This window comes from uncultured Mailhella sp. (assembly GCF_944324575.1).
GTDB lineage: Bacteria > Desulfobacterota > Desulfovibrionia > Desulfovibrionales > Desulfovibrionaceae > Mailhella.
Genome location: NZ_CALUWV010000055.1, coordinates 1 through 14,672, shown reverse-complemented (window position 1 = coordinate 14,672; position 14,672 = coordinate 1). Strand labels below are relative to the sequence as shown.

The window sequence follows — 14,672 nt, the reverse complement described above, 5'->3', positions numbered from 1 at the left end:
CGCCGGGGCCTGCGCCTGTGACAGTGATGCGAAGGGCCATGAATACGTTCCTGTATGCAGGACGCTGTGACGGAAGAAAGGGGATTCCGCCGTCACAGCGTCGCTGTTCAAGAGGTTTCTGTCGGAGAGGAACCAGCCGGAAAAAACATTCTTTCTCCGGCGTCAGATGCGGGGGGCATCAATGAAACTCAATGTCCACGCAGGTCGCATTTTCCTTGTCGCGCGGGTAGGTGAAGATGCATATAAAGTAGAAGATCGCGCCTGCAAGAAGAACGAAGGACGACATGACCATGGCGGTGGACAGATTGAACATGTCCGAAATGGTGCCCGTGACGATGGGGCCCACGCTGTAGCCGAGCAGGTTCTGGCTCAGAATCATCAGACTGATGGCCGTGGCGCGATAGTTGGCGGCGGTAAGGTCGACGATGAGGAAGGTGCCCGCGCTGAACACCGTGCCGAAGATGAGGGACGAGGTGACGAGCACGGCGACCTGCACAAGGCTGCCGGGCTGGCAGAACTTGTAGGCGATCACGTACATGGCGCCGCTCGCGAGCATGGCAAAGCACAGCCAGATGGGCACGAGACGGTTGCCTCTGCTCTTCACCCAGTCGACGACGGGACCGCCGAGGAAGATGGCCAGCGACTGAGCCACGATGATGAGCGACGCGTAGGAGCTGGCCACGGTCATGGGCACTTCGGCCACGCGGGTAAAGTAGGAAGGCGTCCAGCTGAGCAGCACGCCGTTGAACATGCGTATGCATACGGCGCTGCAGATGACGCACAGCACGGTGGGCATTTTGACGATTTCACGCAGCGTGGCAAAATAGGCCCCGCGCTGAGCCCAGAAGCCCTTTTTCTTCGGCGCGTCCGTGGCAACCACCTTGAAATCGTGCATGCGCAGCGCGAGGAAAGAAAGCAGCAGGCCCGGTATGGCCACAACGCCGAAGGCGTGACGCCAGCCCCAGTGCTCGGACACGAACGCCCCGATCATGAGACCCACGGGCGCGCCGAGCGACATGCCGCAGGTGACGATGGCCGTGGCCGTGGCGCGGTACTTGCGGGGGAAGCAGGCGGACAGGAGACTCTGTCCCGCAGGCTGATACCCGGCTTCGCCGAAGCCGCACAGAAGGCGGGCCAGAAGCAGATGGGTAAAGCCCGTGACAAATCCGCAAAGCAGCGTGGAAACACTCCATATCGTGCCCATGAGGAAGATCATCTTCTTGCGGCTCCAGTGGTCCACCAGATAGGCGGAAGGCACCACCAGCAGCGAAATGGAGAGGTTGACCGCAGACACGAGCATGCCGAGCTGCTTGTCGCTGAGCGCGAATTCTTCTTTCAGATGAGGGAACAGCGAGGCAATGACCTGTCTGTCGACAAGATCGAACATGCCGATGAAGAAAATGATGACCGCCGTAAACAGCGCGTATCGCTTGTCGATGGGCCACACGTCGTCAGGAGCGCCGCAGGTGGAGCCGACTTCCGTATACTTCAGGGGAGATTCCGTCTGTTTCATCGCATAACTCCGAAAATGTCAGTCCTGCCAGGAGGAGGAAAGCTGGTATTCCATCTCTATGCCGTCGTGAAGGGAACCGGTGACGAGACATCCGCCCTTCATGACTCGTACCACGCGATCGAAGAGATCCTGATCCTCCTCATCGATGCCGACAACGGCCCGTATCACCATTTTGAGCACGCGGCTCTGTCCCTTGTCGTTGCCTCCTACCTCAAGCGTCGTCGAAATGTCGAGCGAGCCGTAATGCAGGCCCCTGGCCTCCATGGCCGCCGTGAGCGCCGATGCGTAGCAGTAGACGGCGGCCGCACCGAGAAGCTGCTTGGCCGTGCCTCCCCGCTGATCGGCGGGAATGCCGGTGTTGTCTATGATGATGTCGCCAAGCGCCGCCCCGCCGGTATGAATGGTGTGCACATCGCCGTGCCTTTTATAGGAAACTGTCATCTCCATGATACTTGATCCCCCCAAAACGTCCGTGCCTCTCATGACTGTGAGCCGGACGCGAAGTTCAACGGAATGTTACGTTCCAAAGAAGTTTCGTTTTGCAGCCCCTTCTCTGCCGTCCGGCTCCCCTGTTCGGAGAGTCCGGACGGCAGACGATCTCTAGGCGCAGTCGTGCTTGTCCCAGGGCTTGCGGTTGTCGCGCTCGATCTTGAGCATGAGCGCGTCGTTGGTATCCTTGAGCTTGGCCATTTCCCTGGCCTTGAAGTTCAGGCCCTTGATCACCGCATAGGCGGGCGCGGCTTCCACCTGCGCGGGCAGGGGCAGATCGCCGAGCCAGGCCAGCGTGGGAGCGATGCAGGCCGCAGGAAACACCTTGTCGAGCACGACTCCGCGTTCGATGCCGAGGCCGTAGAACAGCGCGCTGCTCTGCCCGAGCACCACAAGCAGCATCTTGGTGGAATTCACGCCGAAAGCCTGATCGAGCACGGCAAGCAGCGCTTCCTCGCCCTTCACGCCTTCCACCAGCGAAAGCTCGCTGCCGTGCGCTATGGGTTCCACCACATAGCCTCCGGCCCGGGCCGCGTCGACCATGCTCTCGCCGCCCGCCGCCGAACCCGCAAGAGCTTCGGCCACGAGATCGTGTTCCGCCTTCAGCGCCACCAGAGCACCCTTGCGGCGCAGCTTGACCATCTGTTCCGCTTCGCTGTTCTTCAGAAATTCATCCGAGGCGTCAGAGACGATGATGAACACATTCTTGCCAGTAGCCATAGTATTTCTCCTTTAGTGCTTATTGAATTCCTGAAGGTAATTCGCCATCTCCTCCCCTTCCGGGGAAAGAAAAATCCAGCGTATTCCCTCTTCTTCCCGGACGCGACGGACCTTCATGAGCGGCGTCTGCCGCCAGTAATAGGCATCATCCTTCTCCGGAGTTCTGTGTACCTTGAGTTTTCCCATCAAAACAATGGGTTCCATGAAATCCACACCCACGCCCAGGCTTCTTGCCAGAGCAAAGAGCGTCTGTTCCAGTCTCTGCTGTATCTCAATGCCCGTCATGATCGCCTCCCAGCGTATCCTTCATGAAAAGCGCCGCGCAGGCTGCGACCAGAGCACCCGCAAAAAGGAGGGCGAACGCGTCGCTGTATGCCGCGCCGATGCTGGCGCCTTCGCCCGTTTTCCATGCAATGACGGCCCCGAACAGGCTCTGAATGATCGCGGCCATTACCGGACCGCTGGCGTTCAGAAGTCCGCAGGCCGACGCCAGGGCCGACACCGGCACGCTCTCCTTGACCATGGTGAAGCACAGGGTTCCCAGCGCGTTGGTGGAAACGGTGACCATGAGTCCGAGAACGGTAAGCGTGGCAAACGAAAAGCCGTTCTCCCCGTTCAGCCAGATGAAGCCGAACACTGCGGATTCCAGAAGAGCTGCGGCCAGAAGAAAGATGCGGCGCGAATGAAACACCCTGTCCGAAAGCCACGGCACCGCAAGCGCAAGGGGCAGCGGCCCCAGCGACATGACCGAAATGCTGAGACCGGCGGCTTCACGGGTAAGACCGTTGGCCTGCATGAGGTAGCCGCCCCACCAGATGGTGACGAGCGCGAACATGTTGCCGATGACGAACATGAACCACAGAAAGATGAGCCAGAATTCCTTCATGCGAAGGACCACGCGGGCCCCTTCCTTCAGTTCGCGGACATTCTCGCGCACCGAAGGCACGCGCACGGACTCGGCGCCGGAAGGTCGGCGAAGCAGCACCAGAAGCGCAAGCCCCAGAAATACCGTGAACGCTCCGGCCATGAACAGCGCGCCGCGCCACCCGGCAAGATCGGCAAGGGCCACCAGAGGACTGGCCGCCATGAGCGTGCCCACCGCCCCGCTGCACGTGAGCACCACGCTGTAGCGGGCGTAATCACGGGCAGGCACGCGCAGCGCGAGCATTTTGTAGGCGGGAATGTTTGCGGCCAGCGTCAGCCCGAGGAGAAAGCGGCAGACAACGGCCGAAGCCAGCGCATCGCAGAACGTGAACGCCATGCAGAACAGTCCGGCAAGCATCTGATAGAGCGCCAGCGTTCTGCGGCCGCCTATGATGTCGGCAAGAAGTCCGGAAGGAATCTGCGTGAGCGCGTACCCCAGCATGGTCGCGGAGCTGATGAGGCTGAACGATGCCGCATCCGCCGAAAAGTCCCGCATGAGATCCACCGAAAGGACCGCCGGGCATACCCTGTGAAAAAAACTGACCGCATACGCCGCACACAGCAGAGCCAGAACGGCAAGAGGTGCACGAACGTTCCACGACATTCCGGTCATGACTGTCCTCCCGGACCGCTTTCAGACGTTGCTTGAACTGTTTCCGAAACGGGAGCGCCCGCACGGCGGACGCCCCCGCCCGTCATCAATGAACGGTGTAGGCGTCGGGATCTTCGAGCGCCTGATAGAGCACGCAGCCTTCGCAGTCCCTGGGATACGGCAGGCCGAGCATGTAGCAGATGGTGGGGACGATGTCGGCAAGCTGCACGCTGCGTTCCATTTCGTAGCCCTTCTTGAAGCCGGGGCCGTAGAACACGGAAAGCGTATGCAGATCGCCAAGCCCCCAGGTGTCCGTGGCGAAGAAGGCGCCGTGCTGGGCGCCGTATTCGGGCCAGAGCGTGTAGATGACGTCGCCGCACTGGTCGCCGCCCATGCCGATGAGACGGGCCGTCTGCTTGGTCATGCAGCAGGCCACGGGATGCTTGCCGGTGTTGGGGTCCACATAGGCGTACAGAGCGTCGATGATCTCACGCTGCACCTTGTAGTAGTCCTCGTCTTCCACGATGCCGCCGGGGTACTTGCTCTTCAGGTTCACGTACACATAGCAGGTACGCTGCGGGAAGCACTTCGACTGTTCGATGATGGGCTCGGCGTTGGCCTTGAGCATGGCTTCGGCCTGGGCCTTGCCGAGGTTCTTGATGGTGAGCTTGACCGCTTCGTTGGGTTCCTTGGTTTCGTCAACGGCAAGAAGTCCGGCGTCGATGAGCGGAATGGTGGGCGCAAAGGGCGCGCCGTCGGCCTTGGAACCGTGGTCGGATACCAGAATGATGAGGGTCTCGCCGTCGTCGGCGCAGTCGAGCAGCTTGCCGAGCATGGCGTCGGTGGAACGGTAGAGACGGCGGTGGAACTCCCAGGCGTGCTCGTGCGCTTCCTGCGAGGTGCAGGTGGCGGGATCGAGTTCCGTCATGAGATAGTGATACACGGAGTCGGTGGGATGCGTGTGGAAGAAGCACAGCGACCAGTCGTTGTTTTCCATGAGCTTGACCAGCGCCTCGCCCAGCCACTTGTTGTGCATCTCGATGAGCTGGGAGAACATTTCGTCGTCATACCATCCCATCATGCGCAGCAGAAATCCCGCCTTGGTGGTGGGCACGGCTTCGATGTCGCGCAGGGGCTTTGCCGCTTCGGGCGGGAAGCACCACAGATCGCCGTCGGTGTTCAGCATCTGCGTGAGGTAGAAGTCGAAGTCCGAACCGTCGTCGGCGAGGTTGAGGATCTTGCCGAGGAAGGCGACCTCCTTTTCCGAGCCGTCTTCAAGATGTATGGTGGTGAAGACGCGGTCCGACCACTCGTTCAGCTTGAGGGTAAAGAAGGCGTCCTTCATGTCTCTGGTGGGAGAGAGGGTGACCGTGTCGTAGCCGTCGTTGCCGAGCTCGCGGACCAGCCAGTACCAGGTAGGCTTCACGGGGCGGAACGGCGTCTTTTCAAAGGTGAGCTCAAAGGGAAATTCCAGCGGATCGTCGCCCATGTCGTCGACGTTCTTCCAGTCGCCGGCAGGCTGCAGGTCGCCCTGAATGCCGCCGGGATGGAAGCGGGAAGAGCAGATGAGATCTTCGCAGAAGAGCTGACCGCCGGAATACGGAGCACCCAGCTTTACCGCAGTCTCGTTGTCCTGAATGGTGCCGCAGGAAAGGCCGGCGCCGCCCAGAATGATGGAGTTTTTAAAGCGCTTGTTCAGACCGTAGGAGGTGGGCCAGTTCACCACGATGGACTTCCTGCCCGCGCGCTCGGCGGCTTCCCAGATGGTTTCGGCCTTGATGCGCTCGCCGCTGAAGTTCATTTCCGTGTTGGCGGCGTTGGGAGAGGTGCCGGGAACATGACGCCAGTAGTCGGTGATCTGATGCGTGATGGGATAGCAGCCCGTGGCGATGGTGGCCCAGTTGGGCGGCGTGATGGTGGGCATGGGGCACAGCGAGTTCAGACTCTTGGTACCGGATTCGAACACGCGCTTGAAATTCGGGCAGATGCCTTCTGCGATATGCTGTTCAACCAGTTGGCGGACACAGCCGTCAATGCCGACCAGCAGGACTCTCTTGGCACGTTTCATGGATGAGCTCCTTTGTTGTTCAGGATTGTTGCCATGAAATAAGCAAGAAGCGTGCCAAAATATGATTAGTTATTAAATCAATATGTTGCAATATTCATCTTGACTTTAAAAAATGAAAAACGCTATATTTGAGCGCCATATTTCACGTAACGCGACATTTGGAAGCATTTTATGAAAACGTTTCTCTCCCGTCCCGTCGACCGCGGCAGGCCCTTCCCCGAACGGCTTCCCATGCTGATAGAAAAGGCCGCCGACGCAAGTCCCGATGATTCCGCGCTGATACAGGCGCTGCATTCCGCGTTTCAGAAGGCGCTGCACTTCGACCACATCATCTTCATTTCGCCAGACAGCAAATCTTCCCGCACGTACTACATATGGCCGCCCTGCAACGGCAATGAAATTCTGCACTGGCCTAAGAGTCAGGAAGTGGATGAAGTCATTCTCAATACCTATCACCCCACCATGCTGCGCATCTGCGAGCGGGGCGATTACGCCACCATCACCATTTCCGTGCTCCAGAAATACATGAAGGAAGCCAGCAGCGAAAACTTTTCGCTCATCTTTCTGCGACAGGTGATTCAGGAACGCTTTCTCGGGCTCATCGGCTTTGTTTCCTTCCGGAAAAACGCCTACGACGAAGACGACGCCGCGGTGCTGTTCGACCTTCTGGAGCCGCTCGTTCATCTGTGGGAGGAGCGCTACCCTCAGGCCAGAAATCTGGAACTGCCCCGCCATGATCCCGACTATTTCAGTCTCATCAACCTGCCGGGCATGCAGAAGTCGCTTTCACTCATCCATACCGTGAGCCGCGAAGAGATTCCCGTGCTTCTTCTCGGCGAAACGGGCACGGGCAAGGAAGGCGTGGCCAACCTCATCTATCGCGGCTCAGGCCGCTACACGCGGCCGTTCATCAAAATCAACTGCGGCGGCATTCCGCCTTCGCTTCTTGAATCCAAGCTGTTCGGCTACCAGAAGGGCGCGTTTACCGGCGCGTTCCACGACACGCCGGGATGCTTTGAGCTTGCGGATACCGGCGTGCTGCTTCTCGACGAACTCGGCGAACTGCCGCTCTCCGCGCAGGCGCATCTTCTGCGCGTGCTTCAGGAACACGTCATCGAGCGCGTAGGCAGCAGCACGGAACTGCCCGTCAACGTGCGCATCATTGCGGCCACCAACCGCAATCTCTCCCTCATGGTGAAGGACGGCACCTTCCGGCGGGATCTGCTCTACCGGCTGAGCATCTTTCCCATCTACATTCCGGCGCTCCGGGAACGGCCGGAGGACATTCCGGTGCTGCTCAACTTCTTCATTCTCCAGCAGAGCCGCAGAATGGGCTTTTCCAGCCCTCCCGCGCTCTCCCCTTCCGAAATGTCCAGACTCATCGCCTATCCGTGGCCCGGCAACATCCGTGAAATGCAGAATGCCGTCACCCGGGCCATGCTGCTGTGGAGCGGAAAGAAAAGCGCCGAGTTCACCATCGAGGCCGGAGAAGATCTTTTCAAAAACATGTTTCCGCCTCTGGAGCTGAAACAGCCGGGCGCTTCCGAAGCACAGACGCCCTCCCCTGCCTCCCTGCGTCTGGAAGACGTGGAGAAAGCGCACATTCTGCGCGTTCTTGCCATGACGAAGGGACGCCTTGCGGGCCGGGGCGGCGCGGCGGAACTTCTGGACGTCAATCCCAGCACGCTCCGCGCCCGCATGAAGAAGCTCAGAATTCGCTAGCGCCTCGCAGGACGCCTGTCTTCGTCCGTTCTGCCGGGCAGGCCCGAAGCGACGCGGCCCAGGCGCGCAGGTTGAAGAAGCCAGCTCAACAGGGCGAGGTTTCCGCAGCGCCCTCCCCTCCGGCCATGCGACGCTGCCGTCCTTTTCCTCCGACAGGGAAAATCCCGGGCTTCCGCGCAGGTATTCCGGCTCCCGCCGCCCCGAAACACGCAAAAAGGCCGCCTTCCCGAAGGAAGACGGCCTTTGCATCAGGCGTGCGGGGGAACGTTCCCCCGCTTTTTCTTACTTGGAAGCGGCGTCGGCAAGCGCGGCCACGGCGGGCAGGGTCTTGCCTTCGAGCACTTCAAGGAAGGCGCCGCCGCCGGTGGAGAGATACCCCATCTTCGCGGCCACGCCGAAGGATTCCACAGCGGCCACGGTGTCGCCGCCGCAGACCAGCGTATAGGCATTGGAATCGGCGAGAATGTCGGCCAGAGCGCGGCTGCCCTTGTCAAAGGGCACGGTTTCGAACGCGCCCACGGGGCCGTTCCACACGATGGTGCGGGCGTCGGCGAGAATTCTGGCGTATTCCTTCACGGTCTCTTCGCCGATGTCGAAGGCGCAGTCTTCGGCGGAAAGCTCGGACACCTTCTTGGTCACGGCTTCGGAAGCGCGCTCGAAGCTCGGAGCCACCACCACGTCGGTAGGCAGGGGCAGAAGCACGTTGCGTTCCTTCGCCATTTCGATGAGGCGCTTGGCTTCGGGAATGAGGTCCTTTTCCACGAGGGAGGAACCCATGTTGCAGCCTGCGGCCTCCAGGAAGGTGTTGGCAATGCCGCCGCCCACAATGAGACCGTCCACGTGCTTGAGCAGGTTTTCAAGCACGGTGAGCTTGGTGGAAACCTTGGAACCGCCGATAATGGCGAAAAGCGGACGCTCGGGGGTATCGAGCAGTTTGGTGGCAGCTTCCATTTCCGCAAACATGAGGGGACCGGCCACGGCCACGGCGGCCTTGCGCAGCGCGCCTTCGGTGGAAGCCTGCGCGCGATGGGCCGCGCCGAAGGCATCCATCACATAGATGTCGCCCATGGCGGCGTACTTGGCGGCGAGTTCCTCGACGTTCTTCTTTTCACCCTTGAAGAAGCGCACGTTCTCGCACAGCACCACCTGACCGGGCTTGCATTCCACGCCCTTCAGAGGTTCGGCGCAGAATTCCACGGGCATGCCGAGCAGCTTGCCCATGTGCGCGGCCACGGGACGCAGGGAGAACTTTTCTTCAAACACGCCTTCGGTGGGGCGGCCGAGATGGGCGAGAAGGATGACGCCGGCGCCGGCGTCCAGAGCCTTTTTGATGGTGGGCAACACGGCGCGGATGCGCTTGTCGCTGGTAATGACGCCGTCATGGATGGGCACGTTCACGTCCACGCGCATGACAACGCGCTTTCCCTTCATGTCCACATCGTTCATGGTCAGTGCTTTCATCGGTTTTCTCCTTTCCTTACAGCAGTTCAAGCGACTGCCGCACAATGTTTTCTACCGTAAAGCCAAACTTCGGGAACAGTTTTCCCGCCGGAGCGGAAGCTCCAAATGTTTCCATACCAATGACGCGGCCGTCAAGTCCCACGTACTTCCACCACCAGGCGGCGGTCTGCGCTTCCACAGCCACGCGGACGCGCACGGAAGACGGAAGGACGGATTCGCGGTAGGCGGCATCCTGACGGTCGAACACCTCGCAGGAAGGCATGGAAACCACCCGCACGCGACGACCTTCCGCGGCGAGCTTTTCGGCAGCCTGCATGACGAGCTGAACTTCGGAACCTGTGGCAATGTAAATGAGTTCCGGTTCGCCCTCGCAGTCCCTGAGCACGTAGCCGCCGCGACGGATGGCCGCAACCTGTTCGTCGCTGCGCTTCTGCTGAGGAAGATTCTGACGGCTCATGACAAGGCACACGGGGCCCTCGCCGTATTCCACGGCCGCCGTCCAGGCCTCGGCCGCCTCGGTGCTGTCGCACGGACGCCACACCTGCACGCCGGGGGTCATGCGCAGGGCGGCAATCTGCTCCACGGGCTGATGGGTGGGGCCGTCTTCGCCCACGCCGATGGAATCATGCGTAAGCACCCAGATGACGGCAAGCTTCATGATGGCTGCAGAACGGATCACGCTCTTGGCGTAGTCCGAAAACACGAAGAACGTGCCCGCGTAGGGCAGAAATCCGCCATGGAGCCTGAGGCCGTTCATGATGGCGCCCATGCCGAACTCGCGCACGCCGTAGCGGATGTAGTTGCCCGAGTAGTCGGACACGTCGAGAGTTTTTGCCCCCTTGTATTCGGTGCCCACGGAGCCGCTGAGGTCGGCCGAGCCGCCCACGAGCTCCGGCAGCACGGGAGCGATGACGTTGAGGGCGTTCTTGCCCGCCGCGCGGGTGGCTACGTCCCTGGTTTCGGCGCGGGCGGCCTCCACGGCGGCACGGGCCGCATCCGGCCAGGCTTCGGGGAGCTTGCCCGCCATGCGGCGACGGAACTCGGCGGCGAGTTCGGGATAGGCCGCGGCATAGGCGGCAAACATGTCGTCCCAGGCCTTTTCGGCAGCCGCGCCCTTTTCGCGGGCGTCCCACGCGGCGCGGATGTCGTCCGGCACGGTGAAGGGCTCGGCGCTCCAGCCCATGGCGGCGCGGGCGGCCGCAGCTTCTTCGGCTCCGAGCGGCGAGCCGTGGCAGGCTGCCGTTCCGGCCTTGGTGGGCGCAAAGCGGCCGATGACGGTCTTGCAGCAGATGAGCGAAGGCCTGTCCGTGACGGCCATGGCCTCGCGTATGGCCATGTCCAGCGCTTCGGAGTCGTGGCCGTCGATGCCGCGCACCACGTGCCAGCCCATGGCCTCGAAGCGGGCGGGCGTGTCGTCGGTGAACCAGCCATCCACCTTGCCGTCGATGGAAATGGCATTGTCGTCATACAGCGCGATGAGACGGCCGAGCTTCCAGGTGCCGGCGAGCGAGCAGGCTTCCTGCGCCACGCCTTCCATGAGGCAGCCGTCGCCGAGGAACACCCAGGTGTAGTGATCCATGACGGGGAAGCCTTCGCGGTTGAACTCATGAGCCATCATGCGTTCGGCAAGGGCCATGCCCACGGCCGTGGCAATGCCCTGACCGAGCGGGCCGGTGGTCATTTCCACGCCGGGCGTCACGCCGAGCTCGGGATGACCGGGAGTTCTGGCGTCAAGCTGGCGGAAATTACGGATATCGTCCATGGAAAGGTCGTATCCGGTGAGATGCAGCAGGGAATAGAGCAGCATGGAGGCATGGCCGTTGGAGAGCACGAAGCGGTCGCGGTTGGGCCATGCGGGATCGGCAGGATTATGCTTCAGAAAACCGCGCCACAGGGCTTCGGCCATGTCGGCCATGCCCAGGGGAGCGCCCGGATGACCGGACTTGGCTTTCTCGATGGCGTCGATGGAAAGGGCGCGGATGGCATTGGCAAGTTCTGCACGAGTAGGCATAAAGGCTGTCTCCTTGGAAGTATTGCAGGAAAAGGCTCAGCACGCCGCGGCCGTGAAAGCGGCAAGACGTTCGCTGAAGGGAGGATGACCGAAAAACGCGGAGCCGGAAACAAGCACGTTCGCTCCGGCCTGAACCAGCGCTCCGGTGTTTTCAAGATTCACGCCGCCGTCTACCTGAATGAGGCAGTCGGAACGTCCGGCATCGTTGAGCTTTGCCCGCAGTTCCGCGACCTTGCGCAGGGTGGCGGGCAGAAATTTCTGTCCCCCGAAGCCGGGGTTCACGCTCATGACAAGCACCATGTCGAGGTCGTCCAGAACATAGTCGAGCACGCTGAGCGGCGTTGCGGGATTGAGCGCCGCGCCCGCCTTCATGCCGAGACGGCGTATTTCCGCAAGCGTGCGCTGAAGATGCACGGTGGCTTCGGCGTGCACCACGAGCATGTCCGCACCCGCGGCCTTGAAGTCGGCAAGGTAGCGCTCCGGGCTCTCGATCATGAGATGCACGTCAAAAAAAAGACCCGACGCCGGGCGCAGGCCTTTGATGACGTGCTGTCCGAAGGTGATGTTGGGCACGAACTGCCCGTCCATCACGTCCCAGTGCACCCACTTCACCCCGGCTTCCTCCAGGTTCTTCAGGGTTTCTGCCAGATGTCCGCAGTCTGCGGAAAGAAGCGAGGGCGAAAGTATCATGAGCGATTCTCCTTGGACGGGTTGCTGGTGAGAATGTCCCGTATTTCCATAAGTTCCTTCAAAACATCGGCAAGCAGCCCTTCGTCGGCGCCGGGTCTGGCCGGACGACCGGAAAGCGCTTCGGCAAGCTCGGGCATGGCATCGCCCGCAAGCACGCGGCGCGCGCCTTCAATGGTCATGCCCTGCTCATGGAGCAGAGAACGTATGCGCCGCAGAAGCTCCATGTCGCTTTCCGAATACAGACGCTGTCCCTTGGGCGTGCGCACGGGCTGAAGGCCGGGAAACTCCCCTTCCCAGAAACGAAGCACGCTCGTCTGAAGGTTAAGCGCACGGGCTGCTTCGCCTATGCGGTACACCCTGCCGGACTGCGGCTTTTTTCTGTGCATGTTCCCGTCCTTGGTCTGCGGTCTGAAGAAATGGCACTGCAAGTAACTCTGATCGATCACGGGGCTCTCCTCGCTGAAAAGAAAAACGGCTTTCCGACGATTGTCCGTGTCCATTCCGATAGTCGCCCTTTCCCGGAAAAATTTCCAGAAAAAAAACGACGGGGCAGCGCCATCTTCACGACTTCGTCCGCCATCATGCCACGCGAGTGCGGCAGAATGATGACAGTCGGACGTTTTTTCCGCTTCTTATCCGCAGGACCGGGATCGGCGCCGGAAGAAGGGGCCGGCCTCTGGTCCGGGCGTTGAAGCGGAAGTCGGAACGGGCTTTTTCCGAAAAAAGACGCGCGCTGTCAAGGCCGCGCCTCCAACGTCACGGCAACCTGCCTGCACGGGGCGCATTCCTTCGACCGTCCGGCGGAAAGGCTACTCTCCCCCGTCGAGGGAAAGGGCCGCGCGCTGCGCCTCAAGCTCGGAAATCTGCGCCTCAAGCTCGCCCAGCGCCTCAAGTTCCTTTTCCGTGCGCTTCTGAAGATCATGAAACTCCTTGAGCAGCTCCGTGGATTTCGCGCCGTCGGCGTACACCGCAGGATCGGCAAGCAGGCCTTCCACTTCCTCCTGTCTGGCAAGATGGGCCTCAAAGATTTTTTCCTGTTCCTCGTAGCGCGCCTGAAGAGGCTTGAGCTTCTTGTAGAGCGCGTTGCGCTGTTCGGCCTGCTCGCGCTTGAGCTTTTTCAGCTCCTCGCGGGAAAGGCCTGTTCCCGGCAGAGGGCGCACGGCCGCAGATGCGGGCGCGGAGGAAGATTCGGCAGGCGCGGCCTGCTGACGGACGGAGGCTGTGCGTGCCGCGCGTCTTGCCGCGTCGTACTGTGCAAAGCCTTCCTTGTAGACGGTGATGCCCTTCTCATCCACGGCCCATATTTCGTCCACGGCCTCGGAAAGCAGATGACGGTCGTGGGCCACCACGAGCAGCGTGCCGTCAAAGGCTTCCAGCGCCTCCACGAGGGCGTCGCGGCTTTCGAGATCCAGATGGTTGGTGGGTTCGTCGAGCACAAGAAAATTGCAGCGGCGCAGAAAGAGCAGCGCGAGCACGAGACGGCTGCGCTCACCGCCGGAAAGCGAGTCGACGGAGCGGTCGAAATAGCCCTGCCCCAGCATGAACAGACCGAGCACGCTCATGAGTTCCTCTTCCGAGGTGTGCGGGTCGGAGAGACGGCGCATTTCGCCGAGCACCGTGCCGCCGAGATCCAGCGTTTCGGCCTGCTGCTGACTGTAGTAGCCCATGCGCGTGGTGGACCCCATGGTGAACGTACCGCCCGTGCGGGCCAGCCTTCCCGCCAGAATCTTGAGCAGCGTGGACTTGCCGCAGCCGTTGTGTCCCACAAGGCCCACTCTCTGACCGCGGAACAGCGAAAAGGTGAGCGGCGGCCACAGCGTGGTGCCGTCGGGGAAATGAAAGGCCAGATCCGCCACGGAAAGCACCACCTTTTCGGAGGGCGCAGCTTCGGGCCACTTGAAGGAAAGCTCACGTCTCTTGGGCTCTGGCCTGTACTGCTCGAGTTCCTTTTCGAGTTTCTTCGCCTGCTTCTGGCGGGAACCGGCCTGACGCGCCTTGGTGGCCTTGGCCTTGAAACGGCGGATGAAATCCATCTTGTGCGCGAGATCGTCGGCTATCTGTTTGGCCTCCCTTTCGCGCTGCTCCTCGATTTCCGCCTGAAGTTCCAGGAACTTGGTGTAGTTGCACTTGCGGAATATGGGCTTTGAGGCGCCGAGGTACAGAACGTGGGAGCCCACGTGATCCATGAACACGCGGTCGTGCGCCACGAAGACGAGTATGCCCTTGAACTCCAGAAGAAATTCTTCCAGCCATTCCACGGCCTCAAGGTCGAGATGGTTGGTGGGTTCGTCGAGAAAGAGCACGTCCGCGCCTGCGGTGAGCACGCGCGCAAGCTTGGCGCGTTCCCGCCATCCGCCGGAAAGCTGACGGATGGGAAGCTCCCACTTCTGCCTTGAAAAGCCCAGGCCGGAAAGCACGGTCTGCGCGCGCTGCTCGGGATTGTAGCCGTAGCGGGTCTCAAGGTCGTGCTGGCGCGCCATGA

12 protein-coding genes are annotated in these 14,672 nt (G+C 61.1%); 1 reads left to right on the top strand and 11 read right to left on the bottom strand.

The window, feature by feature from the left end:
* Window positions 1-178: 178 nt before the first annotated feature.
* From Q0J81_RS07700 to Q0J81_RS07675, 6 genes are all read right to left on the bottom strand, one after another.
* Complete coding sequence (locus tag Q0J81_RS07700) at window positions 179-1,513, bottom strand: MFS transporter (protein WP_294446992.1); 1,335 nt, start codon at window positions 1,511-1,513, stop codon at window positions 179-181.
* Between the two features lie 18 nt (window positions 1,514-1,531).
* Window positions 1,532-1,960, bottom strand: a complete 429-nt coding sequence (locus Q0J81_RS07695) for an OsmC family protein (protein ID WP_294446989.1) — start codon at window positions 1,958-1,960, stop codon at window positions 1,532-1,534.
* A gap of 153 nt (window positions 1,961-2,113) precedes the next feature.
* Window positions 2,114-2,722 (bottom strand): hypothetical protein, encoded by a 609-nt coding sequence (locus tag Q0J81_RS07690; protein WP_294446988.1) that lies wholly within the window; start codon window positions 2,720-2,722, stop codon window positions 2,114-2,116.
* A 12-nt stretch (window positions 2,723-2,734) separates the two neighbouring features.
* Window positions 2,735-3,007, bottom strand: coding sequence for a hypothetical protein (locus tag Q0J81_RS07685; RefSeq protein WP_294446987.1), 273 nt, complete (start codon window positions 3,005-3,007; stop codon window positions 2,735-2,737).
* The gene (locus Q0J81_RS07680; RefSeq protein WP_294446986.1) at window positions 2,994-4,259 is read right to left on the bottom strand and encodes an MFS transporter; all 1,266 of its coding nucleotides are present in this window, start codon (window positions 4,257-4,259) and stop codon (window positions 2,994-2,996) included. Before Q0J81_RS07680 ends, Q0J81_RS07685 begins: the two co-directional genes overlap by 14 nt.
* An 85-nt stretch (window positions 4,260-4,344) precedes the next feature.
* Window positions 4,345-6,306, bottom strand: a complete 1,962-nt coding sequence (locus Q0J81_RS07675) for an alkaline phosphatase family protein (protein ID WP_294446985.1) — start codon at window positions 6,304-6,306, stop codon at window positions 4,345-4,347.
* A 171-nt stretch (window positions 6,307-6,477) separates the two neighbouring features.
* On the opposite strand from Q0J81_RS07675, the gene Q0J81_RS07670 reads away from it, so the two are divergent.
* Window positions 6,478-8,028 carry a sigma-54 dependent transcriptional regulator gene (locus tag Q0J81_RS07670; RefSeq protein ID WP_294446984.1) on the top strand — a complete coding sequence of 517 codons (1,551 nt, stop codon included), beginning with the start codon at window positions 6,478-6,480 and terminating at the stop codon, window positions 8,026-8,028.
* A gap of 282 nt (window positions 8,029-8,310) precedes the next feature.
* Here Q0J81_RS07670 and Q0J81_RS07665 read toward each other — a convergent pair whose 3' ends face one another.
* The 5 genes from Q0J81_RS07665 to Q0J81_RS07645 form a co-directional block, all read right to left on the bottom strand.
* Window positions 8,311-9,489: a phosphoglycerate kinase gene (locus tag Q0J81_RS07665; protein WP_294446983.1), complete on the bottom strand. Its 1,179-nt coding sequence runs from the start codon at window positions 9,487-9,489 to the stop codon at window positions 8,311-8,313.
* 16 nt (window positions 9,490-9,505) lie between these two features.
* Window positions 9,506-11,500: a transketolase gene (gene tkt, locus Q0J81_RS07660; RefSeq protein WP_294446982.1), complete on the bottom strand. Its 1,995-nt coding sequence runs from the start codon at window positions 11,498-11,500 to the stop codon at window positions 9,506-9,508.
* A 36-nt stretch (window positions 11,501-11,536) separates the two neighbouring features.
* Window positions 11,537-12,190 carry a ribulose-phosphate 3-epimerase gene (gene rpe / locus Q0J81_RS07655; RefSeq protein WP_294446981.1) on the bottom strand — a complete coding sequence of 218 codons (654 nt, stop codon included), beginning with the start codon at window positions 12,188-12,190 and terminating at the stop codon, window positions 11,537-11,539.
* Window positions 12,187-12,576, bottom strand: coding sequence for a MerR family transcriptional regulator (locus Q0J81_RS07650; protein ID WP_294446979.1), 390 nt, complete (start codon window positions 12,574-12,576; stop codon window positions 12,187-12,189). The genes rpe and Q0J81_RS07650 overlap by 4 nt, the downstream gene beginning before the upstream one ends.
* A gap of 423 nt (window positions 12,577-12,999) precedes the next feature.
* The coding region (locus Q0J81_RS07645; RefSeq protein WP_294446977.1) for an ATP-binding cassette domain-containing protein at window positions 13,000-14,672 on the bottom strand (1,673 nt) is incomplete at its 5' end.

Bases quoted from the DNA above. Each gene is read 5' to 3' on its own strand.
- Q0J81_RS07695 (WP_294446989.1), bottom strand. From the start codon at position 1,960: ATGGAGATGACAGTTTCCTATAAAAGGCACGGCGATGTGCACACCATT.
- Q0J81_RS07675 (WP_294446985.1), bottom strand. From the start codon at position 6,306: ATGAAACGTGCCAAGAGAGTCCTGCTGGTCGGCATTGACGGCTGTGTC.
- Q0J81_RS07650 (WP_294446979.1), bottom strand. From the start codon at position 12,576: ATGCACAGAAAAAAGCCGCAGTCCGGCAGGGTGTACCGCATAGGCGAA.
- Q0J81_RS07665 (WP_294446983.1), bottom strand. From the start codon at position 9,489: ATGAAAGCACTGACCATGAACGATGTGGACATGAAGGGAAAGCGCGTT.
- Q0J81_RS07670 (WP_294446984.1), top strand. From the start codon at position 6,478: ATGAAAACGTTTCTCTCCCGTCCCGTCGACCGCGGCAGGCCCTTCCCC.
- Q0J81_RS07685 (WP_294446987.1), bottom strand. From the start codon at position 3,007: ATGACGGGCATTGAGATACAGCAGAGACTGGAACAGACGCTCTTTGCT.
- Q0J81_RS07700 (WP_294446992.1), bottom strand. From the start codon at position 1,513: ATGAAACAGACGGAATCTCCCCTGAAGTATACGGAAGTCGGCTCCACC.
- rpe (WP_294446981.1), bottom strand. From the start codon at position 12,190: ATGATACTTTCGCCCTCGCTTCTTTCCGCAGACTGCGGACATCTGGCA.
- Q0J81_RS07690 (WP_294446988.1), bottom strand. From the start codon at position 2,722: ATGGCTACTGGCAAGAATGTGTTCATCATCGTCTCTGACGCCTCGGAT.
- tkt (WP_294446982.1), bottom strand. From the start codon at position 11,500: ATGCCTACTCGTGCAGAACTTGCCAATGCCATCCGCGCCCTTTCCATC.
- Q0J81_RS07680 (WP_294446986.1), bottom strand. From the start codon at position 4,259: ATGACCGGAATGTCGTGGAACGTTCGTGCACCTCTTGCCGTTCTGGCT.